Below are 22,509 nucleotides of genomic sequence, written 5' to 3'. Positions count from 1 at the left end.
AATGAAATCAGATTTAGTTAATACCGCTCCTTTATTCTCATCAATTGAGCTTGGCCCTTTTACACTTAAAAACCGTATTGTGATGCCTCCTCTTACTCGCTCTCGCAGCACTCAGCCTGGCAATATTCCTAATGAATTAATGGCTGAGTATTATGCGCAGCGTGCATCGGCTGGTTTTATGGTTACCGAAGGCACACAAATAGAACCTCGTGGGCAAGGTTACGCTTGGACCCCAGGTATTCACTCGCAAGCACAAATTGAAGGCTGGAAAAAAGTAACACAAGCAGTACACGCTAAAGGCGGTGTTATTTTTGCTCAGCTTTGGCATGTAGGGCGCGTATCGCACGCCACACTACAACCAAATTCAGGTAAACCGGTTGGTCCTTCAGATATTATTGCTGACAATGTAAAAGTATTTATTGAAACCGCACCTGGTGAAGGCGCATTGGCTGACCCAAGTGAGCCTCGTGCATTAAGTACTACTGAGGTTGGTGAACTGGTAAACATGTACGCTCAAGCTGCACGCAATGCTTTAGAAGCTGGCTTTGATGGTGTGGAGCTTCATTGTGCTAACGGGTATTTAGTTAATCAGTTTATTTCTGAGCATACTAATAACCGTGACGATCAATACGGTGGAACGCTTAGTAATCGCCTGCGCTTTTTAAATGAGATAGTTGAAGCGGTAAGTGACGTTGTAGGCTCTGATCGTTTAGGTGTTCGCTTTGCTCCTTTATTTGAAAGCACAGATGAAACACGAGTGTATTTAGGGCTTGTTGAATCAAACCCTCATCACACTTATATCCAGGCCGTTAAAGTGCTTGAGCAAGCAGGTATTGCTTACTTATCGATTGCGGAAGCTGATTGGGATAACGCTCCCGATTTACCACAAGAATTTTATAAAGCAGTCCGAGCTGAATTTTCAGGGCGCATTATTTATGCAGGTAAATACACAGTAGAAAAAGCAGTGCGTATTTTAGGTGAAGGTTACGGTGACTTATTTGCATTTGGTCGCCCATTTATAGCTAACCCTGATTTACCAGAGCGTATAGCAAATAATTGGACGTTTAACGAAGCTGATGCAGCCACTATGTATGGCGGTACTGAAGTAGGTTATAGCGATTATCCTTTTTATCAAAAGTAATTAACCAGCAAAGCCAAGGAAGGCTTAATTACTAATTTAATAGCCATTTTTTATGACACGACTAATCATTTTGGTATATTAAAATATTCCTAAAATCGTCAAAAACTAGAGATTATGTCAAGAACCGTCAGTAAAATGTAAAAAGCTGTAAGCATAACTCCGTTTGCTGTTGTATGTCAGTTAACATTCAGTTTGAGCCGCTAGTATTGAACCCAGTTATGTAAAAACATAAACGAGGCAATACTATGAAACTTACTTTTTTACTACCTGCCCTGCTCGCCATTGGCGCAGTATCAGGCTCTGCGCTTGGAGCACAAAACGAGCGAGAGAATGATAAAAGCTTTAAACGCGATCACGACAAACGTGTTGAATATAAACGCGATGAACGCCGCCATGAAAAAAAGCAGCGTATTGAGCATAAAAAAGAAAAACGAGAAGACCGTAAGCAAGAAAAACGTAAACTTGCTAAGTACAAACAGGAAAAGCGTGAACTACACCGCTACAACCAGCGAAAATATAACTACTTAACAAGCCATCACAATTCAGTCACTTACAGAAAAAATCGATTTATAAACCATTTACCACGCAATAGCGCATCAATCAGATTTAATGGTATTTCGTTTACGTTTAACGACGGCCTTTATTACCGTAAAGCTAAAAGAGGCTACCATGTTGTTAAACCACCTAGAGGCCTGCGTATAAATACGCTACCAAGAAATTACAGGCATTTTAAACACCATAATACGACTTACTACACTTATCAAAATGTGTACTACATTGCGGATAATGATGGTTATACGGTTGTTGATGAGCCATCAACTCGCCTTAATCAGGCAGTAAAAGTGGGTAATGTGAATGACTATAGCTTGGGCCAAACTTACGATTCATTGCCTCAGACAGCACAGGCCGTAATAATTAACTCACAGCAGTATTTTAAATACGGCGATATTTATTTTTTACCGCAAATAAGTGGTGACGACATAAAATACCTTGCCATTAAGCTAGGTTAAACTCGCTATAAATTAAAAGGCCTTACTGTAAATAGTAGGGTCTTTTTCATTCCCCTCCGTAGGTAGTAATTTACAGCAATAAAATCAATTCTCTCTAAACATTAACATGTCTTAGTATTTGTAAGCTTTTTTGTTAAACTAGCTCGCATATTAATAGTGAGAGTGTAATTATGTCGGGTGAGTTTCCACGTGCTGGTTTTTGGCGCCGTTTTGCGTCGTTGGTCTACGATACGTTAGCCATTATTGCGTTTGCGATGTTAACTGTAGTGCTGTATTTATTTGCAGTACAGGGGCTTATTTCTCTCGATGTAATTAGTTTAAATGGCGCAGAGGATGTATCTGCATTTATTCAAAATTCAAATCTTCTTTCGGGTATTCGTACCGCTCTTTTAATTATTGTTAGCTTAGTATTTTTTGGCTACTTTTGGACTAAAAGCGGGCAAACCATTGGCATGCGTGCATGGCGTTTAAAAGTACAAACTCTTGAAGGTAATTTAATTAGCTGGCCGCAATCAATTATCCGCAGCGTTAGCGCTTTACTCGGTCTAGGTAATTTGGTGGTGTTAGTCGATTTTAAAAACAAAAAAGCACTGCAAGATTACATCTCTAAAACAGAAGTTATTGCACTTACTAAAGAAGAAAACAGACGTATTTATAGTGAGCTTGATTAATACCTGCTTTCCAAAACTGGTAATTAAAAAGCAAAAAGGGTGACCACTGGTCACCCTTTTTCATACTTTGAATAGGTACTCTATACCCGTTTATTCATCAAATATGTCGCAAAGCCTATAAATATAATACTAGGTAATACCGCCCCTATAATGGCAGGTATTTGGTAAACCATAACTACAGGGCCAAATATTTCATTAGTTAAGTGAAACACGATCCCCGTTACAACACCCATAATAATACGTGCGCCCATAGTAACGGTACGCAGTGGGCCAAATATAAACGAGAGCGCCACCAGCAGCATTACCGCTACAGATACAGGCTGCATAAGCTTACGCCACAGAGCGAGCTCGTAGGTACTGGTGTCTTGTTCGTTTTGCTCTAAGTAAGTTAAATACGACCAAAGCCCAGTAAATGAAAGTGACTCTGGTTTTACCGAAACGACCCCTAACTTTTCAGCGGTCAATTGCGAAGAATAAAACTCTTCAGGTAATTGCTCTGTTGTGGTTTTTTCGCTAGTAATAATAACCTTATTTACGTCACGAAGTAGCCAGCCATCTTTTCGGCTCAGTGCATCTTTTGCTTTAGTGATTTGGGTAAGCTCTAACGATTTGTCAAAGTGGTACATGTGTACCCCATTGAGCCTGCCGTTTTCGTCAACATCTTCAATATTAATAAAATTGCTGCCGTCTTTAGCCCATACACCTTTTTGTGTGTTAAATACATCGCCGCCATGTATTGCTTGGTTACGCATTTCTTTGGCGTGTAATTGCGCTTCAGGTGCACCCCATTCGCCAAGTGCCATCATGCATACAGCCATTAATATGGCCGTTTTCATCACAGAGCCAATTATTTGTAAGCGCGACATACCAGCCGCTTGCATCACTACCAGCTCACTGTTTGAGGCAAGTGCCCCCAAACCCGTTAAGCCACCAATTAGCGCAGCCATCGGAAAAAACACCACTAAATCGCCAGGTATTGTGTAAAGCGTGTAAAGCATTGCGGTCATTAAATCGTAACTGCCACGCCCTACCGACTTTAGCTGGTCGATAAACTTAATTAAGGTGCTAATACCAACAAGTACCAACAATGCAAAGCCGGTAGTTTGTAAAATACTGCGGCCTAAATACCAATCAAGCGTTTTCATCATGAGCCTAACTCCCGCTTAGTTACAACGGCTTTAAGCCAAGCGCCCAACGGCCGCCCTTTTATAATTAATAATCCACCTATAAACAAGGCACTTAGATGAATCCACCACAAGCCAATTGAAGGCGGAATTTTGCCATCTTCAACTGCAAATTTAGCGGCATTTAGTAAAATAAAATAGCCTAAGTACAAGCTTATAGCAGGCACTAGTTTTGCAAATTTACCTTGGCGAGGATTAACCACACTTAGCGGTACTGCCAGTAAGGTAAGTAACGGAATTGATAATGGAATAGCGAGTCGCCACTGCCATTGAGCAATAGATTCAGGAGTATTAATGGCGAGTAATTGATTAGTAGGCACAGCCTCTAATTTACGGCGTTGGTGCTCTATTTCTTGTTCTCGTATTTGTACGCTGTAACCATCAAATTCTGTTAAGTTAAGTGCAGGCGTTGTGCCATCTGTTTCGTAGCGTTTACCGTCTGTTAGCACGAGCTGTTGCTCACCATTTACGGCTTCAACCACAACACCTTGCTCTGCATATACTAAGCGCGCTAGGTTGCCTTTTTCGCTATCGGGTAACTGTGCAACAAATACCTTATTGAGCTCTTTGCCACCCTTTTCAATATTATGAATAAACACCACGGCTTTTTCGTTACCGGTTTCTTGGAACCGCCCAGCTCTGAGTGCGGATAGCCCCGCATCGGCTTTGGCTTGTTCTTTTAATTGATACTCTTGCTCGCTTGCCCACGGCGCAATATACATAGTCAGTGCTGCGGCTAATATAGCAAGCCCTACACTTGATATAAGTGTTACGCGCACAACATACCATTCACTTACGCCACAGGCTTTAAGTACGGTCATTTCGCTATCGGCGTAAATACGGCTGTAGGCTAAAATAATGCCTAAAAATATACTCAGCGGAAGTATTAGCGAGGCTAGTTGTGGAAGTTTTAGTGCAATCATCGATAGCACTAATTTAGCAGGAATGCTGCCCTCAGAGGCATCACCTAAAATACCAACTAACTTTTGTGACAAAAATATTGTCATCAAAGTTAAAAATACGGCGACCTGCGATTTTAAAACCTCAGCGGTCAAATAACGGAAAATTAGCAATGCTCGCCCCTGTTAAACATGGAATTTCACTACGATAGTGAGAATTGAATAGTTAAATAGCTATTTTACCCAATTAATACCGGCAAATAGGCTATTATTATAAGCCATCAAAATTAATTATCCTACCTAAGTGCACGATATAATGTTGCATTAGTAGCCCTTAAGCATATAAAGTTCAATTACACAGTAAGAGTCTAACAAAATCAGCTAAAATAAGAATTATCCTTACATAAGTTACGTAGATAAGACTAGAAAATACTTTTTTAGCCCCAACTTAGTAACTTAAACGACTCAAAACCAGGAGTAACAATGGAATTTAACGTAAAAAGTGGTAGCCCAGAAAAACAGCGCAGCGCATGTATTGTGGTTGGCGTTTACGAGCCACGTAGGTTATCCCCCATTGGTGAACAACTCGATAAAATTAGTGATGGTTATATCTCTAATTTACTTCGCCGTGGCGATTTAGAAGGTAAGCCAGGCCAAGTTTTATTATTGCATCATGTACCTAATGTATTAAGCGAGCGCATATTGCTTGTTGGTTGTGGTAAAGAGCGTGAGCTTGATGATAAGCAATATAAACAAATCATTTCTAAAACTATTAATACCTTAAACGAAACGGGCTCTATGGAAGCAGTCTGCTTTTTAACAGAGCAACACGTTAAAGGTCGCGACACCTACTGGAAAGTACGTCAGGCAGTTGAGACAACGCAAGACTGCTTATATACGTTCAACCAACTGAAAAGTAAAAAAGTAGACCCTCGCCGTCCACTGCGTAAAATGGTGTTTAACGTACCAACACGACGCGAACTAACTATTGGCGAAAGCGCTATTGAGCATGGTTTAGCCATTGCAGCAGGTAGTAAGCTATGTAAAGACGTAGCTAATATGCCACCAAATATTTGTAATCCTGTGTACTTAGGTGAACAAGCACAAGAGCTGGCAACTGATTTTGACAACATCACTGTTGATCTTATTGACGAAAAGCAAATGGCAGAACTTGGTATGAATTCTTACCTAGCTGTTGGCCGAGGTAGTGATAACGAATCGATTATGTCGATTATTAACTACAAAGGCGCCGCTGATGACCAAGCCCCTATTGTACTTGTTGGTAAAGGCCTAACGTTTGATTCAGGCGGTATTTCATTAAAACCAGGCGAAGGCATGGACGAAATGAAATACGACATGGGCGGAGCAGCAGGCGTTATTGGCGCAATGCGTGCACTTGCACAAATGCAATTGCCGATTAACGTTATTGGTGTTTTAGCGGGTTGTGAAAACATGCCTGGCTCAAATGCGTATCGTCCAGGTGATATTTTAACAACAATGTCAGGGCAAACAGTTGAAGTATTAAACACCGACGCTGAAGGCCGCTTAGTATTATGTGACGCACTAACATATGTTGAACGCTTTAATCCAGATACGGTTATTGACGTAGCAACGCTAACTGGCGCGTGTATTGTAGCCCTTGGCGCGCATGCTACTGGTTTACTATCAAACCATAACCCACTTGCGCACGATTTATTAAAAGCGTCTGAGCAAAGTGGCGACCGTGCATGGCAGTTACCGTTATGGGATGACTATCAAGATCAACTAGAAAGCCCATTTGCTGACTTTACGAACTTAGGTGGACGCTCTGCGGGTACTATTACTGCGGCATGTTTCTTATCTAAATTTACTAAAAAGTATAATTGGGCACATTTAGATGTTGCCGGTACAGCGTGGCGCAGTGGCGCTAAAAAAGGCGCAACGGGCCGTCCTGTTCCTATGCTTACTCAGTATTTATTAAATCGAGCGGGTGTAAGCGAAGCTACGCACGATTAATAATCTATTTAGCTATTTATAAGGCGCCATTTGGCGCCTTATTTATTTGTGTATTAATTGAAGCAAACCCCGTTATATGGCAAAATCTGCCTCTTAATTTGTGTATATCAATTTGGTATACATTCAATGTCATGGGAAACCCCGATACAATGAACATGAACGCTAAATTTTTCGTTCTAAAGCAACAAGATGAGTCTAAAGCGAAGGCTGACGATCATTTTGCATTGGCAGCTCAAATTGCAGCCGATCAGTATCGAAATGGGCAGCGTGTGTTTATTTGTGTTAACGATAACGAAGCAGCCTGTGCCATTGATGAAATAATTTGGGCATTCGATCCAGATAGTTTTGTGCCACATAATTTACAAGGTGAAGGCCCTAAAGGCGGCGCACCTGTAGAAATTGGTATTACGCCACCTGTTGGCAATCGTAAAGTTTTAATTAACTTGGCTACTCAGTTACCGGATTACATTCGTCGGTTTAACCAAGTTTTTGATTTTGTACCCGTAGAACCAGCTGCTAAGCAAGCAGCCCGCGAGCGTTTTAAAAAGCTACGCCAACTCGGTGCCAATCTCACCACGCAAGATATTAATAGCTAGCCAATCAGGCAAACTAACCAACTAATTTAAGTACTTATTTAAGGTTCTGTGTAATGGATAAAACCTACAATCCGCAAGATATTGAACAGTCTCTATATCAAGACTGGGAACAAAAAGGCTACTTTAAGCCATCTGGCCAAGGCGTACCATATTCAATTATGATCCCGCCGCCAAATGTCACTGGTAGCTTACACATGGGCCACGCCTTCCAAGATACAATAATGGATACCCTAACGCGTTTTAAACGTATGCAAGGTAACAACACATTATGGCAAGTAGGTACTGACCACGCAGGTATTGCAACGCAAATGTTGGTTGAGCGTAAACTGCATGCCGAAGAAGGCAAAACACGCCACGATTTAGGCCGCGAAGATTTTATTAATAAAATCTGGGAATGGAAAAAAGAATCTGGCGGTACTATCACTAAGCAGCTTCGTCGCCTTGGCGCATCGGTTGATTGGGATCGTGAACGCTTTACCATGGATGATGGTTTATCTGAAGCTGTTAAAGAAGTGTTTGTACGCCTCCATAAAGAAAACCTAATTTACCGAGGCAAGCGCCTAGTAAACTGGGATCCAAAATTACACACGGCTATTTCTGATCTTGAAGTTGAAAACAAAGACAAGCAAGGCCACATGTGGAACTTACGTTACCCATTAGCTGATGGCGTTACAACACAAGACGGAAAAGACTACATAGTAGTAGCAACAACACGTCCTGAAACCATGTTGGGTGACTCGGGTGTTGCAGTAAATCCTGATGATGAGCGCTACACAGATTTAATCGGTAAAGAGATTTTATTACCCATCGTTAATCGTCGTATTAAAATTGTTGCTGACGAACACGCCGATAAAGATAAAGGCACGGGCTGTGTAAAAATAACCCCAGCGCACGACTTTAACGATAACGAAGTGGGCAAGCGTCATCAAATGCCTATGATCAACATTTTCGATAAAGACGCCGCTATTCTTACCCAAGGTGAAACATACACCTTTGACGGTAAAGAGCTTGAGTTTGATGCACCAATACCTGAGCGCTTGCACGGCCTAGATCGTTTTGCTGCTCGTAAAGCAATTGTGGCAGAATTTGAAGAACTAGGTTTACTTGAAAAAATTGAAGACCATGGTTTAACGGTTCCTTACGGCGATCGCTCTGGTGTGGTAATTGAGCCACTGCTTACCGACCAATGGTATGTACGTGTTGCACCACTTGCTGAACCTGCAAAAGACGCTGTTAAAAACGGCGACATTCAATTTGTACCTAAGCAATACGAAAACATGTACTTCTCGTGGATGAACGACGTACAAGATTGGTGTATTTCACGCCAGCTTTGGTGGGGTCACCGCATTCCAGCTTGGTACGACAGTGAAGGCAATGTATTTGTTGGTCGCGACGAAGCCGAAGTACGCCGTGAAAACAACATTGCAGATAACGTAACACTAAGCCAAGACGAAGACGTACTTGATACGTGGTTCTCGTCAGCACTTTGGACTTTCTCTACACAAGGTTGGCCTGAAAATACCGATGATTTAAAAACCTTCCATCCGTCTGACGTGCTGGTAACTGGTTTTGATATTATTTTCTTCTGGGTTGCGCGCATGATTATGATGACGCTGCACTTTGTGAAAGACGAAAATGGCAAACCACAAGTTCCGTTTAAAACCGTGTATGTAACGGGCTTAATACGTGATGACAATGGCGATAAAATGTCTAAGTCAAAAGGTAACGTACTTGACCCACTAGACATGATTGACGGCATTGAACTTGAAGACCTAGTACAAAAACGTACTGGTAACATGATGCAGCCAAAACTTGCCGCTAAAATTGAAAAAGATACGCGTAAAGTGTTTGCAGGCGGTATTGAGGCACACGGCACCGACGCCCTTCGCTTTACACTTGCTGCAATGGCATCTACCGGTCGTGATATTAACTGGGACATGAACCGCCTTGAAGGTTACCGTAACTTCTGTAATAAATTATGGAACGCTAGCCGTTACGTATTAATGAATACAGAAGAGCAAGACTGTGGTTTTGCAAACGATGCACAAAAAGAGCTTTCATTAGCTGACCGCTGGATTTTAGGTCAATTTGAGTCAACAGTTAAAACATACACTGAGCACCTTGATAACTACCGCTTTGACTTAGCTGCTAATACGCTTTACGAATTCACTTGGAACCAGTTCTGTGATTGGTACTTAGAGCTAACTAAGCCGGTATTATTTAAAGGTAATGAAGCGCAGCAACGTGGTACACGTAATACACTTATTACCGTACTTGAAAGCTTACTGCGTTTAATGCACCCAATGATGCCGTACATCACTGAAACGATTTGGCAACGTGTTGCACCTCTTGCAGGCCTTGAAACAACAAACACCAGCATTATGGTTCAGCCGTTCCCTGTATATAATGAAGCAAGCGTTGATGCTAAAGCGATGGACGACTTAGAGTGGGTTAAACAATTCATTTTAGCTATTCGTAACATTCGTGGTGAAATGGATATTAGCCCAAGTAAACCGCTTAGCGTATTACTTGCTAATGCATCAAGCGACGACGTGCGCCGTATTGAAGAAAACAAATCATTTTTAGCATCACTTGCAAAAATTGAAGAGTTTACAATGCTTGAAAACAAAGACGACGCACCTGCATGTGCAACGTCTTATGTTGGCAACCTTGAGATCATGATCCCAATGGCGGGCTTAATTGATGTAGAAGCCGAGCTTTCACGTATTAATAAGCAACTCGAAAAAGCAGAAAAAGGCCTAGCACAAGTGCAAAACAAACTCGCTAACGAAAAGTTTGTTAATAACGCACCTGAAGCGGTACTTGCTAAAGAAAATGCAAAACTGGCTGAGTTTAGCGATGCTAAAACTAAGCTACTTGAGCAAAAAACTAAAATAGAAAGCTTATAAGCTTTCATAAAATGCCTATTAACACTATTTAATAGGCATTAAAAAAGCCGCTCACTTTAATTAAAGTGAGCGGCTTTTTTGTGCCCTGTGATTAACCACGAGACACTTCTACATTAAAACTTGTAGTTATACTGAGCGCCAAGTAATACCGCGTGGCCTTTAGATTCGAAGCCCCACTGGCTGCCCGAGTCATCAGCTTCTGTGAACGTTTGTGTTTTACCACGGATGATACTTACACCAAGATCAACGTTAGAGTTTTGATCAATTGTGTAGTTACCGCCAAACGAGAACCAAAAGCGATCGGTATCAGGAATAGAGATTGATAGGTGCGTTTGTGATACTGGAGACTCATCAAATGCAACACCGGCACGAAGTAGTAAATCTTCGTTGTATTGGTAATCAGCACCTACAGAGTATCTGAAAGAGTCATCAAACTGCTCTTGCTTTTCAAACGCAACAAACTTATCACCAGTTGGTAACGTTACTTGTGCTTCTAGTGATTCAAAGCTGCTCCAACCTGTCCATAATACACTGTAATGTAGGCCTAACTTATCATCTAACTGATGTGAGCCAGAAAACTCAGCAATAGCTGGTAGTGTTAGATCAACAGCTCCTGGTAGCTTAGCGCCGCCTGTACCACCAATAGCTGCTGGTAGATCGTTTGAGAAGTCACCATCAAATGTGATGTCTGTTTCGCTACGATAGTTAAAACCAAAACGGCTGTTATCATCTAGCTGGTACATTAAACCAACGTTTAAACCAAAACCAGTATCATCACCTTGAAGGTTTACAGCATCAGCACCAAAATCAATACCGCTTGCATTAGCACCCACTTTACGAATAACAGTTGCATCAGCATAAATAGCGTTTAAACCAATACCAAAGCTGAATTGCTCAGTTACTTTATAAGCAACGCTTGCATTAAGGTTAACAGTAAAGATTTCTGTTTCGCCAGCAATTTGGCCAGCAACGTATTCGTCGTTAAACTCTGTAGATAAACCAAAGTTAGAAAATGCGCCAAAACCAATCGATACTTTATCGTTGTAAGGCATAGTAAAGTAAACAGCAGGTACTACAGCACTTGGTGCAATGCTGTCGTCATCTAATGCACTTGGGTCAATACCGTTATTAGTACTTTCGCCTTCAATACTTACATCTGGAATTACACCAATAGCAGCAACACTTAGTTGTTTATCTTTAAATAAAGTCATTAGTGCTGGGTTACGTGCAACTACAGACGCATCGTCTGCGATAGAAGCTTCACCAGCGTATGCACGGCCTAAACCCGATGCATTTTGCTCTGATAATTGAAACGCAGCTGCAAAGCTATCAGCTGAAACAAATGCAAGCGAAGCTGCAATAAGAGTTTTAGAAAATTTCATTGTTGAGTCCTTAACCAAACTGACTGTCTGGGTACTATGTGTGTTGTTATTAGGATTTGAAACTTTGCTACACTACCTTAATTTTTTGTAAAAAACTCTATGAATGCGTCAAAAAACAGCAAAAAACATGTTATTTAACGACATTTTAACAACTATTTAAAACTCATCGGATGAGAAATGTGTTATTAGAGTTAAAGCTCTAATTGTAATTAATTATCATTTAGATTGACTTGAAATATATAGCAAATTACACTCACTATAAAATCGCAAAGGAAGTAAAACTGTGATCATTTTATTTATTATTACAGGGCTAATATTTTGTGGGGCGAGTGTATTTTGCTTTTACAAAGCAAACTACTGCGCATGCACTCAAGCAGGACAATGCGATAACCCCGTAAACCATTATTGGTTAGGGGCAATGTTAAATGCGTTGATTTCTTTAGCGCTTTGTTGTTTTGCATTGCATGTAGAGTTAGGTACTTTGCTATGGTTAACACTGATGGGGAGTTGTTTTTTGGGTGCGTTTATTTCTGCAAAACAAACTAAAAAAAGGCAATGCAGTAAAACTAGTTCAACAAATGCTCTTTTAGCAGGCGAGACAAATTAATCTGATAATCAAGAGGCTTAACACTCGCTAGTATTTTAAGCTCTTGGGTGTGCTCACTTAAATCTATGTCTTTAGGTGTAACATGATGATTATGCTTAGCATTATAAAATAGCTTAATTTTAGGTTTAATAGGATTTAATACGTTCCCCTCAAGCACTAAGGCTAAACGTTCATTCGTTAATTTTACAATAGTCCCTACCGGATGGACCCCCAAGCACTTTATAAAGCGCTGAACTAACTCACCATCAAACAAGTGCTTATTGGCTAATAAGTAGCGTAATGCATTAATAGGCTCATCACCCTCTTGGTGCATTCTATCGGCTGTCATAGCATCGTACACATCTACAATTGCCATTATACGCGCCGGGCGACTTAACTTTTCAGCCTGCAGGCCTCGCGGATAACCAGAGCCATCTAAACGCTCATGATGATTTACTATCATATCGAGCATAAGGGGAGTTATACCCTTCTCACCTTTAACTAAACCTAAACCTTGGGCAACATGCTTTTTAATTGCTGCTAGCTCGTTATTACTTAGTTTAGTTGGCTTGGAAAATATACCCTGCGGTAATTTAGCTTGGCCCAAGTCATGAAGTAACGCCCCCATTGCAAGCTCTTGTACAACAGCTTTTCCATACCCTAAGTATTTAGCAAATACAGCAGTAAAAATGGCGCAGTTGATCATATGCCGCCAGTTATAGCTATGTTTGTCTTTTATACGAGTAAGAATAGTCATAGCGTTAGCATTACGAAAAACTGAGCTGACTATCTCGCTGGCAATTTCATCAAGCACTTTTATATTAACACTCAGGCCAGATGTTAAATCGCCATATAATGATTGTAACTTTCTGCCATGCTGATCGTAATTTACAGTCGCTTTAGCAAACTCCTGTTCGATAGAAATAGCTATAGGGGTTTTTTCTACTTTTTTTTGGCTATTAGATGTTTTAGGTGCGCTTTGGGGCTTATATTTAGCAGGAACTGGCGCATCACCTTTAGTAAAATCTATAAGCAGCTCGAGCACCCCTTCAGACACTAAACGCTTAATAATAGATTTGTCGCGCACCAAGCCACTGGTCTTAATTTTTATGCTATTGATCCCCTCGTGTTGCTTAGTAACACTATCAACGTACATACCAGGGGTGAGCTCAGACACAGGCAAAGTAATTAGCATAAAGGTGAGATTTTTTACATTTAAAGTAGATGTACCTTAAATAGCATTAATTAAGCTTAAAAGTCTAGTTTTTGAGTTGTAAGTAGTGATATATAACTACAAAGGATTACTTGCTGTATCACTCTTATTAGCTGTAGTGGGTAACCTTATTTTATGGATAATTAAAACCCTCTTCTATTTTCTTAATAACCTACAGCCACTTAGTACTTAAAAGGCTATTTGGGTATTATTTTTACGCTTTTAAACAAACTTAATTAACCTAATTTGAACATAATGTGGTTTTTCCTCGGTCTAAATATACACAACAGCTATAAAAATTTAAGAGCATCAACGTATATGACAAAATTAAACCACCCCGTATCAAACTTAAGTGTAGCGGCAATAAGCACCGTTTCTCCTTTGAGTCATATACTAAAAATAGCCGCTCCGCTGCTCGATAGCCTATTGGGCATCAATAAGCTGCGTGATATATACCTCTCTAATAATTTATCGGGTTTAGATAAACAAGAGTTTAGTGAAAAGCTGTTAAATGTATTAGGTATTAATGTGCTTGGTGCACAAGGTGTTATTAACAAAATACCAAAGCATGGCCCTTGCATAGTGGTATGTAATCATCCTTATGGCATGATTGAGGGCGTAATTATTGCAAATTTACTCACCCATTATCGTAGCGATACAAAAGTAATGGCTAACGTGGGTTTAAAAATATTTAAAGAAATTAAAGACTATTTTATTTTTGCTAACCCACTAAAACCAAAAGCAGCCATTAATACCAGCGCAATAAAACAGTGTTTTAGTCATGTTAAAAATGATGGCTTACTTGTGGTTTTTCCTGCAGGAAGAGTGTCATTTTTTCAATCAGAAAAACAACGTGTAACTGACGGGCAATGGAATCGCTTAGCCGCTCAACTAGCTTTAAAAACACAAGCTCCTTTATTGCCTGTATTTATTAGCGGTCAGAATAGCTCAACCTTTTATAACTTGGGGCGTGTTTACTACCGATTTAGATTATTAATGCTAATACGCGAATTACTTAAAATTCAAAAAAGCTCTATTAGCTTAAGCGCTGGTAATTTACTTACACCCAAATTATTAAATAAGTTTGAAAAAACTGACGACATAAACGCACTTACACGCTTGCAGTGTTACTTAAACGATGAGCGCTTTGTAACGCCTTGGCAAGAGGATAACCAATCAACACAGCTCAAAGCCATTATGCAGGAAGTTGATAAAACAAAAATGAAAAATGAGCTTGCAAACTTGCCAAGCGAGCAGCATTTAGTCGACTTTAAAGGTTACTCAGTTTATTACGGCTACCAAGAGCAAATACCTAATTGCGTTACTGAAATAACACGCCTCAGAGAAATAACTTTTCGCACATTAAACGAAGGAAGTGGCGAGCCATGCGACACAGATAAGTTTGATGCGACTTACATGCATTTGTTTATTTTTGATCATAAAAATGAAGAAATTATTGGTGCTTATAGAATTGGACAAACCGATTTATTACAAAAAAATAGCGACGTGAGCGCTCTTTATTTATCGCAAATGTTTAACTTCGAACCTTCTTTTATTAATCAGCAACAGCCGTGCTTAGAAATGGGTCGATCGTTTATAGTTCAAAAGCATCAGGGCAGTTACCATGGTTTATTGCTGCTATTTAAAGGGATTGGTGCGTTTATGGCGCAAAATCCACGCTATAGGACTTTATATGGCACTGTTTCATTAAGTAAACTTTATGACCCTCGTTCTGTTGCAATTATTGACCATGCAATGGTTAATAATAAACAAGGTGTTAGCGCCAATACGCCTTTTAATAATAAGCTCCACCCAGAGTTTGAAGACTTTATTAATGACCACACGTTAAACATAGGCCATGTATCAGCATTGGTTATGGGAATAGAAGAAGATAAAAAAGACATACCGATTTTATTAAAGCAATACCATAAGCTAGGCGCTCAATTTCATTACATGGGCATTGATAGCAACTTTAATCACACGCCAGGATTACTTTTAAGTGTGCACCTACCAAGTGCGCCTGAAAAGCTACTTAAGCTCTACCTTGGTGATAAAAAGGATGATTATATAAATCACTCATAATTTTTACCTGCTGTATTAATATAGCAGGTAAAAATTGAGCAAAAAAAGTCGACGCTATTAATTGCGTCGACTTTTTTAGTTATGTAACAGCTATAAAAATATTTAGTTAAGCAGCAGCCACTTTTAAACAACCAATGCTACTAATGAGCTGAGACTGCTTATCAAAATAATTAAAACGTATAGTGTTACCAACTTTAATATGGCTAATACTGACCGTCATTGCATCTTCCCTTAGCATATTTACGCCATATTGCCCTTGTTCGGCTTTACTGTAATGAAACGCTAAAAACTGCTCACTTTCAGGATGTCTTAAATCAATAAGTTGCTTAAATTGTTGTTTACGTTTTTGTGTCACCGTTTCAAGCTCAACACCTGATGACGTAGCAAGTGGTTCAACTTGGCAGTGGATCAACTGCTTTGCATCCCACCTAACAAAAACCACGTTATTGTTATTTATCGATAGTCCATCCGGAAAAATACATAACTTAAAAGGCGCGTAGCCCGATAAATCCATGTTTTGTAATTGGTACAATGCAGGGGCTTTATTGCTCAGTAAATGAGGGATTAACAAACCTCTACTATGCTTTACCGCAGTTATATCAAATATACTTTGGTAATCGTTTAATAATGCGAGTGTTTGCCCAAAATGCGATACCCCAAGCCAAGTACCTCCTCCTTGCGGATCAATGGGGAAAATTGCATTGCCCTGGTGCTTACTTGGAGCGATTGCCGTTTCTCGTGTTTTTTGCTCATCGCGATTAAAAAATAGCTCGTAGCCATCATCAGTTAAAAAGTAGCTTAACGTGCACATTTTAATTTTGCATCGATTTTGGTTGTGCTGGCTGGCTATTTTCTCTTAAAAAAGTAGCTGTACTTGGTGCTAAACCAAAGCTTTGATCGAGCTGCGACTTTTGAGCAAAAGAAATTTGTGAAATCATCGCGTAATGGTGCACAGCGTGACTGCCTACAAAAATAAGCTCTCGCGCAAGTGATGTGGTTACTGTTTGTACATTTTTGCATTTAATTGAAACTTCGCTTGAAAGTGATAACGGTTTATTAAAATCATCTGGACTTAGCTGTTCAATCCACGTTGTTATTTCGGCAATTTTTTTTATTGCAGCAGTTGGAGAGTTTTCAATATCTCCTCCTCTTAAGCGGCAATCATAATCTACTTTTTGCGTGCTAAAGCCGGTCATTAAAGATTGATAATGATCGATAATATGTCGCATATGAGCTCCAGCCGAGCTAATAAAGTTAGGAGTGATGACTTGGGAATAGTCCTCTTTAGTTACACCTTCAAGATAAGCGTGTCCTTGAGCTAGTATCTCTAATTGACTATTTAACATTAAATCGGTCTTCCTCATTTATCACTAAAACTTATATGCAAATAATTACAACATGATTTTTGGATGCTAATTTTGCATTGTATAAATAACTAGAAAGCTGTTTTTAAAATTAACTTTCAAAGTTTTTGCAGTAAATGCATTTTTAAATACAAGAGTAATTAATAAGAAGCTAGGTAATATAGAGAGGATAATTAATACATATAAAAGCAAATGGCGCTCTCGGTAGGGATCGAACCTACAACTCAGCCTCCGGAGGGCCACGTGATATCCATTTCACCACGAGAGCACATTTGTTGCCGCCGCACCAACTCGCGATATCAGTGCTTTAGCACCCGCAATGATAAAGAGATCTTTAAATAAATACCAGTAAGATCAGCTTATATGCTTATTAATTAAACTCTTTTAAATAAAACACTTCACAAAGGCTTAAAAACACGCTATTTATTCTTATTAGATAAGAAACAGTAACGGTTTAGTAACATTAAAATTATGATTGTCGCTGTGAGGATTAGTTTAATACGAGGAAATAATAATGAGTTTAATGTCTACTGAGCAAGTCGCTGAATTTTTAGGTGTAAAAGTAGAGCGTGTAAAACGTCTCTCTAGAGAAAGTTTATTAATTGCTAAATCTGAAGACGAGAATGGCGAACCACAATTTGATGCGGCCGAAGTAACAAAGTACAAAGAGCTCGCTGAACGCTTTGGTGGTTTGTAACTTTTATAAAAAAGTATTAGTAACAAGTTTATTTAGCTGCGCACGTAACATTATAGATTTACTAGTTATGTTGCGCTCCTCATACCAAGCAATACATAACACCAAAAAAAACAGTTTATAGTAATTTAGCTTATCTATTGATGGGTAAAACGTGCTTGTTTTATCAACGCTATTTTTATAGTTGTTTAACAATGTACTGTCACTGCTCTCATTAAGATTAAAGCTCACTGCAAGGGCTGCCAAATCAAAATATACATCGTTAGTTTGCGCGTACTCAAAATCAATTAAATACATGCCCGAAGCATTTACAATAATGTTATCTTTTACCAAGTCATTATGACAAAAGCCTTCATCAAATTGCATGGCTGCAACTACTTTGAGTGCCTGCTCTATTTGAGGTTTATATTGCGTATATACGCCGGTGCTTTGATAAAAATGCAGCTCTTTAGCTATATTCATTGGCGCAGTAGACACTTTGTAATTGTGCACTTGAGCAAGTTTATTAATAAAGCTAAGCGTTATATCCGATTGCGCTGTATTACCTTCAATATAATTAAATACCGCACGGCTATTCTTTTTATCGAGCCAAACAGGCGCAGGACATATATTAAGCTCACTTAAAAAACGCTGTGCTTCAAGTCCTATGGCTGGCCAATGGCTTTTATAACACTTTAATAAATACCCTTGTTGTTTGGTACGTATTAAAAAATTATCGTTACTAAAACCATTTAGTAGTCGCTCGCTTGAAGTAACGCTAGTAGGCTCTATAAACGCCCTACACATTTTTACTAGCTGATTATGCTCAATCATTAATTAAAGCTGAGCTAGCGGCTTAGCTTGGCTTTGTTCGTACTCTTCGTACCAAGTTTTAAAGCCCCACGCGGCCATAATGGTATAAAATATAAAGAGCGCAAGCGTTGGGTAATAGCCTTTTTCATAATATAAATACATGGAAGCTGCATCTATTACAATCCAGTACAGCCAGTTTTCGAGGACTTTTTTAGCAACTAAGTAAGTAGTTACTACGGCAAAACACGTTGTAAAACTATCAAGGTAAGCAAAATCGGCATGCGTATAGTTTTGCATAACGTAACCAATTGTAATTGCAGCTACGGTTGTTAAACTAATTAAAACAGCATGACGGTTTATCGACCACGATGTAATATTTAAATTTTCAGCTTTGCCTTTTCTCCATACAACCCATCCAAACACAGCCATATACATATAATAAAAATTAAGTAACGACTCCATGAGCAATGCGCCATTCCAGTACATAATTGTATAAATGAGCGTGCTAAAAAATGCCGCCGGCCAACACCATAAGCTTTCCTTTATTGCCAATAATAAGTACGCCATCGACAATCCTACCGCAATGTATTCCCAATGCGACATTGCTGTAAAACCGCTTAAGGTTTGTGTTAAAAAGTCCATATTATGCAATCACCGTTTAGTTGCGCCATTTGTTATACCAATCTGCTTATATACGGGGTCTATTTAACGTTAAGAAAATCACGCTAAAACTAGGCAAAAATTTTTGTATCTAGTTGTTCTAAATAAAAAATTTTTAACGACGTTATAGTGCAATTTAATTCGTTAAATTGATCAAAGATTTATGCAGATTGGTATTATAGATTATTCAGGCGATAAGTCGCCAGAGAGAAACTTACATACAAAAATAGCTTTACCAAATTCTTCATATGAGCGCTTAATTTCGGTATTTAACACCTGCATTACTAAATCATAATCACCAAAAATTTGCGTTGATAGCGTATTAGTAATCACTTTTAAATTTTCGTATTCGTTTAAGCGGTCAATAAAGCCTTTAATAAACGGAATGTAATCTTGGTGAAGTGGATATTTACTGATCTCTACTGATAATTTCATTTTAAACTCTACTTTTTAATTATTTGATTTAAACAAATCATTCAATGCCAGTTCAATACAGTGTAAAATTATACTAACACTCAATTTAACTGAGCTTATTATGGCACGCAGAATAACGTATACATTTAAAAACCAACCGCGCGAAATTAACTTCGCAAAAGATAAATACCACGACATGTATCAAGCTATTGCTGCTGCCGAGGGTATTGATTTAACAAATTACTTAAATATGGTACGCCAAATAGAAATGACCTCAAAAGGGTCTGCTTCTGTTCGTAACTTTCGCGACCAAGAATTTGCCCGTATGGGCTTTAGCGACATTTACTTTATAAAAGAGTAATTATACCCAATTGGTATACGCTAAAAACTAACTATGGCTGATACTCATAACTTACGCGTGGTGTAATATTACATAATAGCTCGTAAGGAATAGTATCAGCGCACAGTGCTATTTCTTCAACTGGTAGCTCAGGGCCCCACATAGTGACTCTGTCGCCAACTTTAATATTATGCTCATTAGCGCCTATATCAACGCTGATCATGTCCATAGCTACGCTACCTACAATACCATAACGCTGCTCACCAATTATTACCGGTGTCCCCTCTTTAGCATGCCGAGGATAACCATCGCCATAACCCATAGCTACAACAGCTAACTTGGTTGGTTTATCGCTTTTCCAACGACCACCATACCCAACAGCCTCATTAGCAGGCACATCTCGCACTGCAATTACGCGCGTAGTTAAGCGCATAACTGGTTTTAATTTGTGTTGCTGCCCAATACTATTTGCCATTGGCGATACACCATATAACATAAGCCCAGGACGCACCCAATCGCCATGACCGCTCGGCCAGGCAATAATACCAGCCGAATTTGATAAACAATGCGCTTGGTCAATACCATTCACTAAATTATCAAACAACGTAATTTGCTGAACCGTTTTAGCATTATCAACGTCATCAGCACACGAAAAGTGGGTCATTAAATTAACGGTATTTTTAGCGTTAGGTGTTTTTTGCAAGCGGCTATAAAAGGCTTCAAACTGCTCTGGCGCAATACCTAATCGATGCATACCTGTATTTACTTTTAACCAGCATGTTATTGGTGCATCTAGCTTTGCTTTTTCAAGCGCCGCTAATTGGTACTCATCGTGAATAATAGTTTGAAAATTGTTGGCGAGCAGAATCGGTAAGTCGGCTTTGTTAAAAAAGCCTTCTAGTAAAACAATTGGTTTTGTTAAGCCCCCAGCTCGAAGGGCAAGCCCTTCATCTATACGTGCCACAGCAAATGCGTCAGCATTATTTAAATGCTGCGCAATCGTTACCAATCCATGCCCGTAAGCATTTGCTTTTAGCACCGCCATCACTTTGCTGTTAGGTGCAAAGCCCTTAACTTGCGCTAAATTATGCGCAAGTGCCGTTAAGTTAATTTCAGCAGTCGCTAAGCGCATTAGTAATCGTCATCTACCGCTGGTCCCGCGTAATTATCAAAGCGAGAAAATTGACCTTGGAATGTTAAACGCACTTTACCAATTGGGCCGTTACGTTGTTTACCTATGATAATCTCAGCAATACCTTTATCAGTACTGTCTTCGTTGTAAACTTCGTCACGGTAAATAAACATGATTAAATCGGCATCCTGCTCTATCGACCCTGACTCACGTAAATCTGAGTTAATTGGGCGTTTATCGGCACGTTGCTCTAGCGTACGGTTTAGCTGCGAAAGCGCAACAACCGGACATTTTAGCTCTTTTGCTAGTGATTTAAGTGAACGCGAAATTTCAGCAATTTCAAGCGTTCGGTTATCAGCAAGGCTAGGTACGCGCATTAGCTGCAAGTAATCGACCATGATCATACTAATGCCGCCGTGGTCACGCGCAATACGACGTGCACGAGAGCGAACATCGGTAGGTGTTAAGCCCGAGGCATCATCAACATACATTTTGCCTTTTTCCATCAACAAGCCCATTGTTGATGAAAGTCGCGCCCAATCGTCATCATCTAACTGACCTGTACGTACCTTAGTTTGGTTAATACGGCCAAGAGACGCTAACATCCTCATCATAATTTGTTCTGAAGGCATCTCTAGCGAGTAAATTAGCACGGGTTTGTCTTGAGTCATTGCGGCATGTTCTGCAAGATTCATCGCAAAGGTGGTTTTACCCATTGAAGGACGCGCTGCAACAATAATTAAGTCAGACGGTTGCAGGCCCGTCGTCATTTTATCAAGATCGGCATAACCTGTACTTACACCCGTTACACCATCTTGTGGCGATTGATAAAGCTCTTCTATTTTATCAACGGTTTTTTCGAGTATGTTATGAATACTTTGCGGGCCTTCCGTACTTTTTGTACGTTGCTCGGCAATTTTAAATACTTTGCTTTCGGCAAAATCGAGTAGGTCGTGACTAGTACGCCCTTCGGTATTAAAACCCGCTTCGGCTATTTCATTTGCCACGCCAATCATTTCACGTACAACAGCACGCTCACGTACAATGTTTGCGTAGGCATCAATGTTGGCTGCACTTGGCGTATTTTTAGCAATTTCGGCTAAGTAAGCAAAACCCCCAATACCTGCAAGTTTATTATTTTTTTCTAAACTTTCAGAAATAGTGATTAAATCTATCGGATCGCCAATCTCAGCAAGTGCCGTCATCGCCTCAAAAATTAACTTGTGCGTGCGGGTATAAAAATCCTGTGATACAACAAGCTCAGCTACGCGGTCAAAAGCTTGGTTATCAAGCATTAAGCCACCTAAAACAGATTGTTCAGCTTCTATTGAATGGGGAGGAACTTTAAGAGTATCGACTTGCTTATCTGGTTTGGCCATAACTTCACAGTAGTAAAATTGAATGGCTCTATTCTATCGACTTGCAGGGGCTGTGCAAATAGAAAA

At 39.6% G+C, this 22,509-nt stretch carries 21 protein-coding genes and 1 tRNA gene; 10 read left to right on the top strand and 12 right to left on the bottom strand.

What is annotated here, in order from left to right; all coding sequences use genetic code 11:
• The first annotated feature begins 1 nt into the window (after position 1).
• The 3 genes from H5089_RS07170 (at position 2) to H5089_RS07160 (ending at position 2,822) form a co-directional block, all read left to right on the top strand.
• Positions 2–1,141 carry an alkene reductase gene (locus H5089_RS07170; RefSeq protein ID WP_182711849.1) on the top strand — a complete coding sequence of 380 codons (1,140 nt, stop codon included), beginning with the start codon at positions 2–4 and terminating at the stop codon, positions 1,139–1,141.
• Between the two features lie 245 nt (positions 1,142–1,386).
• Positions 1,387–2,151: a DUF6515 family protein gene (locus H5089_RS07165; RefSeq protein ID WP_182711848.1), complete on the top strand. Its 765-nt coding sequence runs from the start codon at positions 1,387–1,389 to the stop codon at positions 2,149–2,151.
• Positions 2,152–2,321: 170 nt separating this feature from the next.
• A complete protein-coding gene (locus H5089_RS07160; RefSeq protein ID WP_002962012.1) occupies positions 2,322–2,822 on the top strand; it encodes an RDD family protein in 501 nt (166 codons plus the stop codon).
• 80 nt (positions 2,823–2,902) lie between these two features.
• Here the strand turns inward: H5089_RS07160 and lptG are convergent, their stop codons facing one another.
• Positions 2,903–3,970, bottom strand: a complete 1,068-nt coding sequence (lptG, locus tag H5089_RS07155) for an LPS export ABC transporter permease LptG (protein WP_182711847.1) — start codon at positions 3,968–3,970, stop codon at positions 2,903–2,905.
• Positions 3,967–5,079 carry an LPS export ABC transporter permease LptF gene (gene lptF, locus H5089_RS07150; protein ID WP_002962016.1) on the bottom strand — a complete coding sequence of 371 codons (1,113 nt, stop codon included), beginning with the start codon at positions 5,077–5,079 and terminating at the stop codon, positions 3,967–3,969. Before lptF ends, lptG begins: the two co-directional genes overlap by 4 nt.
• A 309-nt stretch (positions 5,080–5,388) precedes the next feature.
• Between lptF and pepA the strand changes: the two genes are divergently transcribed.
• The 3 genes from pepA to H5089_RS07135 all read left to right on the top strand — a co-directional run bounded on the left by pepA (position 5,389) and on the right by H5089_RS07135 (position 10,405).
• Complete coding sequence (gene pepA / locus H5089_RS07145; RefSeq protein WP_024595639.1) at positions 5,389–6,900, top strand: leucyl aminopeptidase; 1,512 nt, start codon at positions 5,389–5,391, stop codon at positions 6,898–6,900.
• Between the two features lie 149 nt (positions 6,901–7,049).
• Positions 7,050–7,496: a DNA polymerase III subunit chi gene (locus H5089_RS07140; RefSeq protein ID WP_002962020.1), complete on the top strand. Its 447-nt coding sequence runs from the start codon at positions 7,050–7,052 to the stop codon at positions 7,494–7,496.
• Between the two features lie 53 nt (positions 7,497–7,549).
• On the top strand, positions 7,550–10,405 hold the full coding sequence (locus tag H5089_RS07135) for a valine--tRNA ligase (RefSeq protein ID WP_182693182.1): 2,856 nt from the start codon (positions 7,550–7,552) through the stop codon (positions 10,403–10,405).
• 113 nt (positions 10,406–10,518) lie between these two features.
• On the opposite strand, the gene H5089_RS07130 is transcribed toward H5089_RS07135, so the two are convergent.
• Complete coding sequence (locus H5089_RS07130; RefSeq protein ID WP_154903642.1) at positions 10,519–11,787, bottom strand: outer membrane protein transport protein; 1,269 nt, start codon at positions 11,785–11,787, stop codon at positions 10,519–10,521.
• A gap of 283 nt (positions 11,788–12,070) precedes the next feature.
• On the opposite strand from H5089_RS07130, the gene H5089_RS20275 reads away from it, so the two are divergent.
• Complete coding sequence (locus tag H5089_RS20275) at positions 12,071–12,394, top strand: hypothetical protein (protein ID WP_154903641.1); 324 nt, start codon at positions 12,071–12,073, stop codon at positions 12,392–12,394.
• Here H5089_RS20275 and H5089_RS07125 read toward each other — a convergent pair.
• The gene (locus tag H5089_RS07125) at positions 12,354–13,568 is read right to left on the bottom strand and encodes an HD-GYP domain-containing protein (RefSeq protein WP_182711846.1); all 1,215 of its coding nucleotides are present in this window, start codon (positions 13,566–13,568) and stop codon (positions 12,354–12,356) included. The genes H5089_RS20275 and H5089_RS07125 overlap by 41 nt on opposite strands.
• Positions 13,569–13,904: 336 nt before the next feature.
• On the opposite strand from H5089_RS07125, the gene H5089_RS07120 reads away from it, so the two are divergent.
• Positions 13,905–15,668, top strand: a complete 1,764-nt coding sequence (locus tag H5089_RS07120; protein WP_182711845.1) for a lysophospholipid acyltransferase family protein — start codon at positions 13,905–13,907, stop codon at positions 15,666–15,668.
• Between the two features lie 106 nt (positions 15,669–15,774).
• Here the strand turns inward: H5089_RS07120 and H5089_RS07115 are convergent, their stop codons facing one another.
• The 3 genes from H5089_RS07115 to H5089_RS07105 form a co-directional block, all read right to left on the bottom strand.
• Positions 15,775–16,479 (bottom strand): NRDE family protein, encoded by a 705-nt coding sequence (locus H5089_RS07115; RefSeq protein WP_182711844.1) that lies wholly within the window; start codon positions 16,477–16,479, stop codon positions 15,775–15,777.
• Between the two features lies 1 nt (position 16,480).
• Positions 16,481–17,014, bottom strand: coding sequence for a DinB family protein (locus H5089_RS07110; RefSeq protein ID WP_182711843.1), 534 nt, complete (start codon positions 17,012–17,014; stop codon positions 16,481–16,483).
• A 211-nt stretch (positions 17,015–17,225) separates the two neighbouring features.
• Positions 17,226–17,300, bottom strand: a tRNA-Arg gene (locus H5089_RS07105).
• 246 nt (positions 17,301–17,546) lie between these two features.
• Between H5089_RS07105 and H5089_RS07100 the strand changes: the two genes are divergently transcribed.
• Positions 17,547–17,729, top strand: a complete 183-nt coding sequence (locus tag H5089_RS07100) for a hypothetical protein (protein WP_039490259.1) — start codon at positions 17,547–17,549, stop codon at positions 17,727–17,729.
• A 3-nt stretch (positions 17,730–17,732) separates the two neighbouring features.
• Here H5089_RS07100 and H5089_RS07095 read toward each other — a convergent pair whose 3' ends face one another.
• The 3 genes from H5089_RS07095 to H5089_RS07085 form a co-directional block, all read right to left on the bottom strand.
• Positions 17,733–18,539 (bottom strand): phosphotransferase, encoded by an 807-nt coding sequence (locus tag H5089_RS07095; protein WP_182711842.1) that lies wholly within the window; start codon positions 18,537–18,539, stop codon positions 17,733–17,735.
• Between the two features lie 3 nt (positions 18,540–18,542).
• Entirely contained in the window at positions 18,543–19,160 is a 618-nt protein-coding gene (pnuC, locus tag H5089_RS07090) for a nicotinamide riboside transporter PnuC (RefSeq protein WP_002963042.1), read from the bottom strand.
• Between the two features lie 201 nt (positions 19,161–19,361).
• Positions 19,362–19,613, bottom strand: a complete 252-nt coding sequence (locus H5089_RS07085) for a hypothetical protein (protein WP_002963043.1) — start codon at positions 19,611–19,613, stop codon at positions 19,362–19,364.
• A gap of 100 nt (positions 19,614–19,713) precedes the next feature.
• Between H5089_RS07085 and H5089_RS07080 the strand changes: the two genes are divergently transcribed.
• Positions 19,714–19,953: a DUF2960 domain-containing protein gene (locus tag H5089_RS07080; RefSeq protein WP_002963045.1), complete on the top strand. Its 240-nt coding sequence runs from the start codon at positions 19,714–19,716 to the stop codon at positions 19,951–19,953.
• A 31-nt stretch (positions 19,954–19,984) separates the two neighbouring features.
• Here H5089_RS07080 and alr read toward each other — a convergent pair whose 3' ends face one another.
• Entirely contained in the window at positions 19,985–21,064 is a 1,080-nt protein-coding gene (gene alr, locus H5089_RS07075; protein WP_024596806.1) for an alanine racemase, read from the bottom strand.
• Positions 21,064–22,443 (bottom strand): replicative DNA helicase, encoded by a 1,380-nt coding sequence (gene dnaB, locus H5089_RS07070; RefSeq protein WP_002963050.1) that lies wholly within the window; start codon positions 22,441–22,443, stop codon positions 21,064–21,066. The genes alr and dnaB overlap by 1 nt, the downstream gene beginning before the upstream one ends.
• Between the last annotated feature and the right edge of the window lie 66 nt (positions 22,444–22,509).

Source organism: Pseudoalteromonas sp. SR45-1 (assembly GCF_014163655.1).
Classification (GTDB): domain Bacteria; phylum Pseudomonadota; class Gammaproteobacteria; order Enterobacterales; family Alteromonadaceae; genus Pseudoalteromonas; species Pseudoalteromonas distincta.
Note: the sequence above shows the minus strand (reverse complement) of the source record. Positions and strands in the feature narration are given on the sequence as shown.

Coding starts and splice junctions, on each gene's coding strand:
- H5089_RS07170 (WP_182711849.1), top strand. CDS start 2: ATGAAATCAGATTTAGTTAATACCGCTCCTTTATTCTCATCAATTGAG.
- H5089_RS07165 (WP_182711848.1), top strand. CDS start 1,387: ATGAAACTTACTTTTTTACTACCTGCCCTGCTCGCCATTGGCGCAGTA.
- H5089_RS07160 (WP_002962012.1), top strand. CDS start 2,322: ATGTCGGGTGAGTTTCCACGTGCTGGTTTTTGGCGCCGTTTTGCGTCG.
- lptG (WP_182711847.1), bottom strand. CDS start 3,970: ATGATGAAAACGCTTGATTGGTATTTAGGCCGCAGTATTTTACAAACT.
- pepA (WP_024595639.1), top strand. CDS start 5,389: ATGGAATTTAACGTAAAAAGTGGTAGCCCAGAAAAACAGCGCAGCGCA.
- H5089_RS07140 (WP_002962020.1), top strand. CDS start 7,050: ATGAACATGAACGCTAAATTTTTCGTTCTAAAGCAACAAGATGAGTCT.
- H5089_RS07135 (WP_182693182.1), top strand. CDS start 7,550: ATGGATAAAACCTACAATCCGCAAGATATTGAACAGTCTCTATATCAA.
- H5089_RS07130 (WP_154903642.1), bottom strand. CDS start 11,787: ATGAAATTTTCTAAAACTCTTATTGCAGCTTCGCTTGCATTTGTTTCA.
- H5089_RS07125 (WP_182711846.1), bottom strand. CDS start 13,568: ATGCTAATTACTTTGCCTGTGTCTGAGCTCACCCCTGGTATGTACGTT.
- H5089_RS07120 (WP_182711845.1), top strand. CDS start 13,905: ATGACAAAATTAAACCACCCCGTATCAAACTTAAGTGTAGCGGCAATA.
- H5089_RS07115 (WP_182711844.1), bottom strand. CDS start 16,479: ATGTGCACGTTAAGCTACTTTTTAACTGATGATGGCTACGAGCTATTT.
- H5089_RS07110 (WP_182711843.1), bottom strand. CDS start 17,014: ATGTTAAATAGTCAATTAGAGATACTAGCTCAAGGACACGCTTATCTT.
- H5089_RS07100 (WP_039490259.1), top strand. CDS start 17,547: ATGAGTTTAATGTCTACTGAGCAAGTCGCTGAATTTTTAGGTGTAAAA.
- H5089_RS07095 (WP_182711842.1), bottom strand. CDS start 18,539: ATGATTGAGCATAATCAGCTAGTAAAAATGTGTAGGGCGTTTATAGAG.
- pnuC (WP_002963042.1), bottom strand. CDS start 19,160: ATGGACTTTTTAACACAAACCTTAAGCGGTTTTACAGCAATGTCGCAT.
- H5089_RS07085 (WP_002963043.1), bottom strand. CDS start 19,613: ATGAAATTATCAGTAGAGATCAGTAAATATCCACTTCACCAAGATTAC.
- H5089_RS07080 (WP_002963045.1), top strand. CDS start 19,714: ATGGCACGCAGAATAACGTATACATTTAAAAACCAACCGCGCGAAATT.
- alr (WP_024596806.1), bottom strand. CDS start 21,064: ATGCGCTTAGCGACTGCTGAAATTAACTTAACGGCACTTGCGCATAAT.
- dnaB (WP_002963050.1), bottom strand. CDS start 22,443: ATGGCCAAACCAGATAAGCAAGTCGATACTCTTAAAGTTCCTCCCCAT.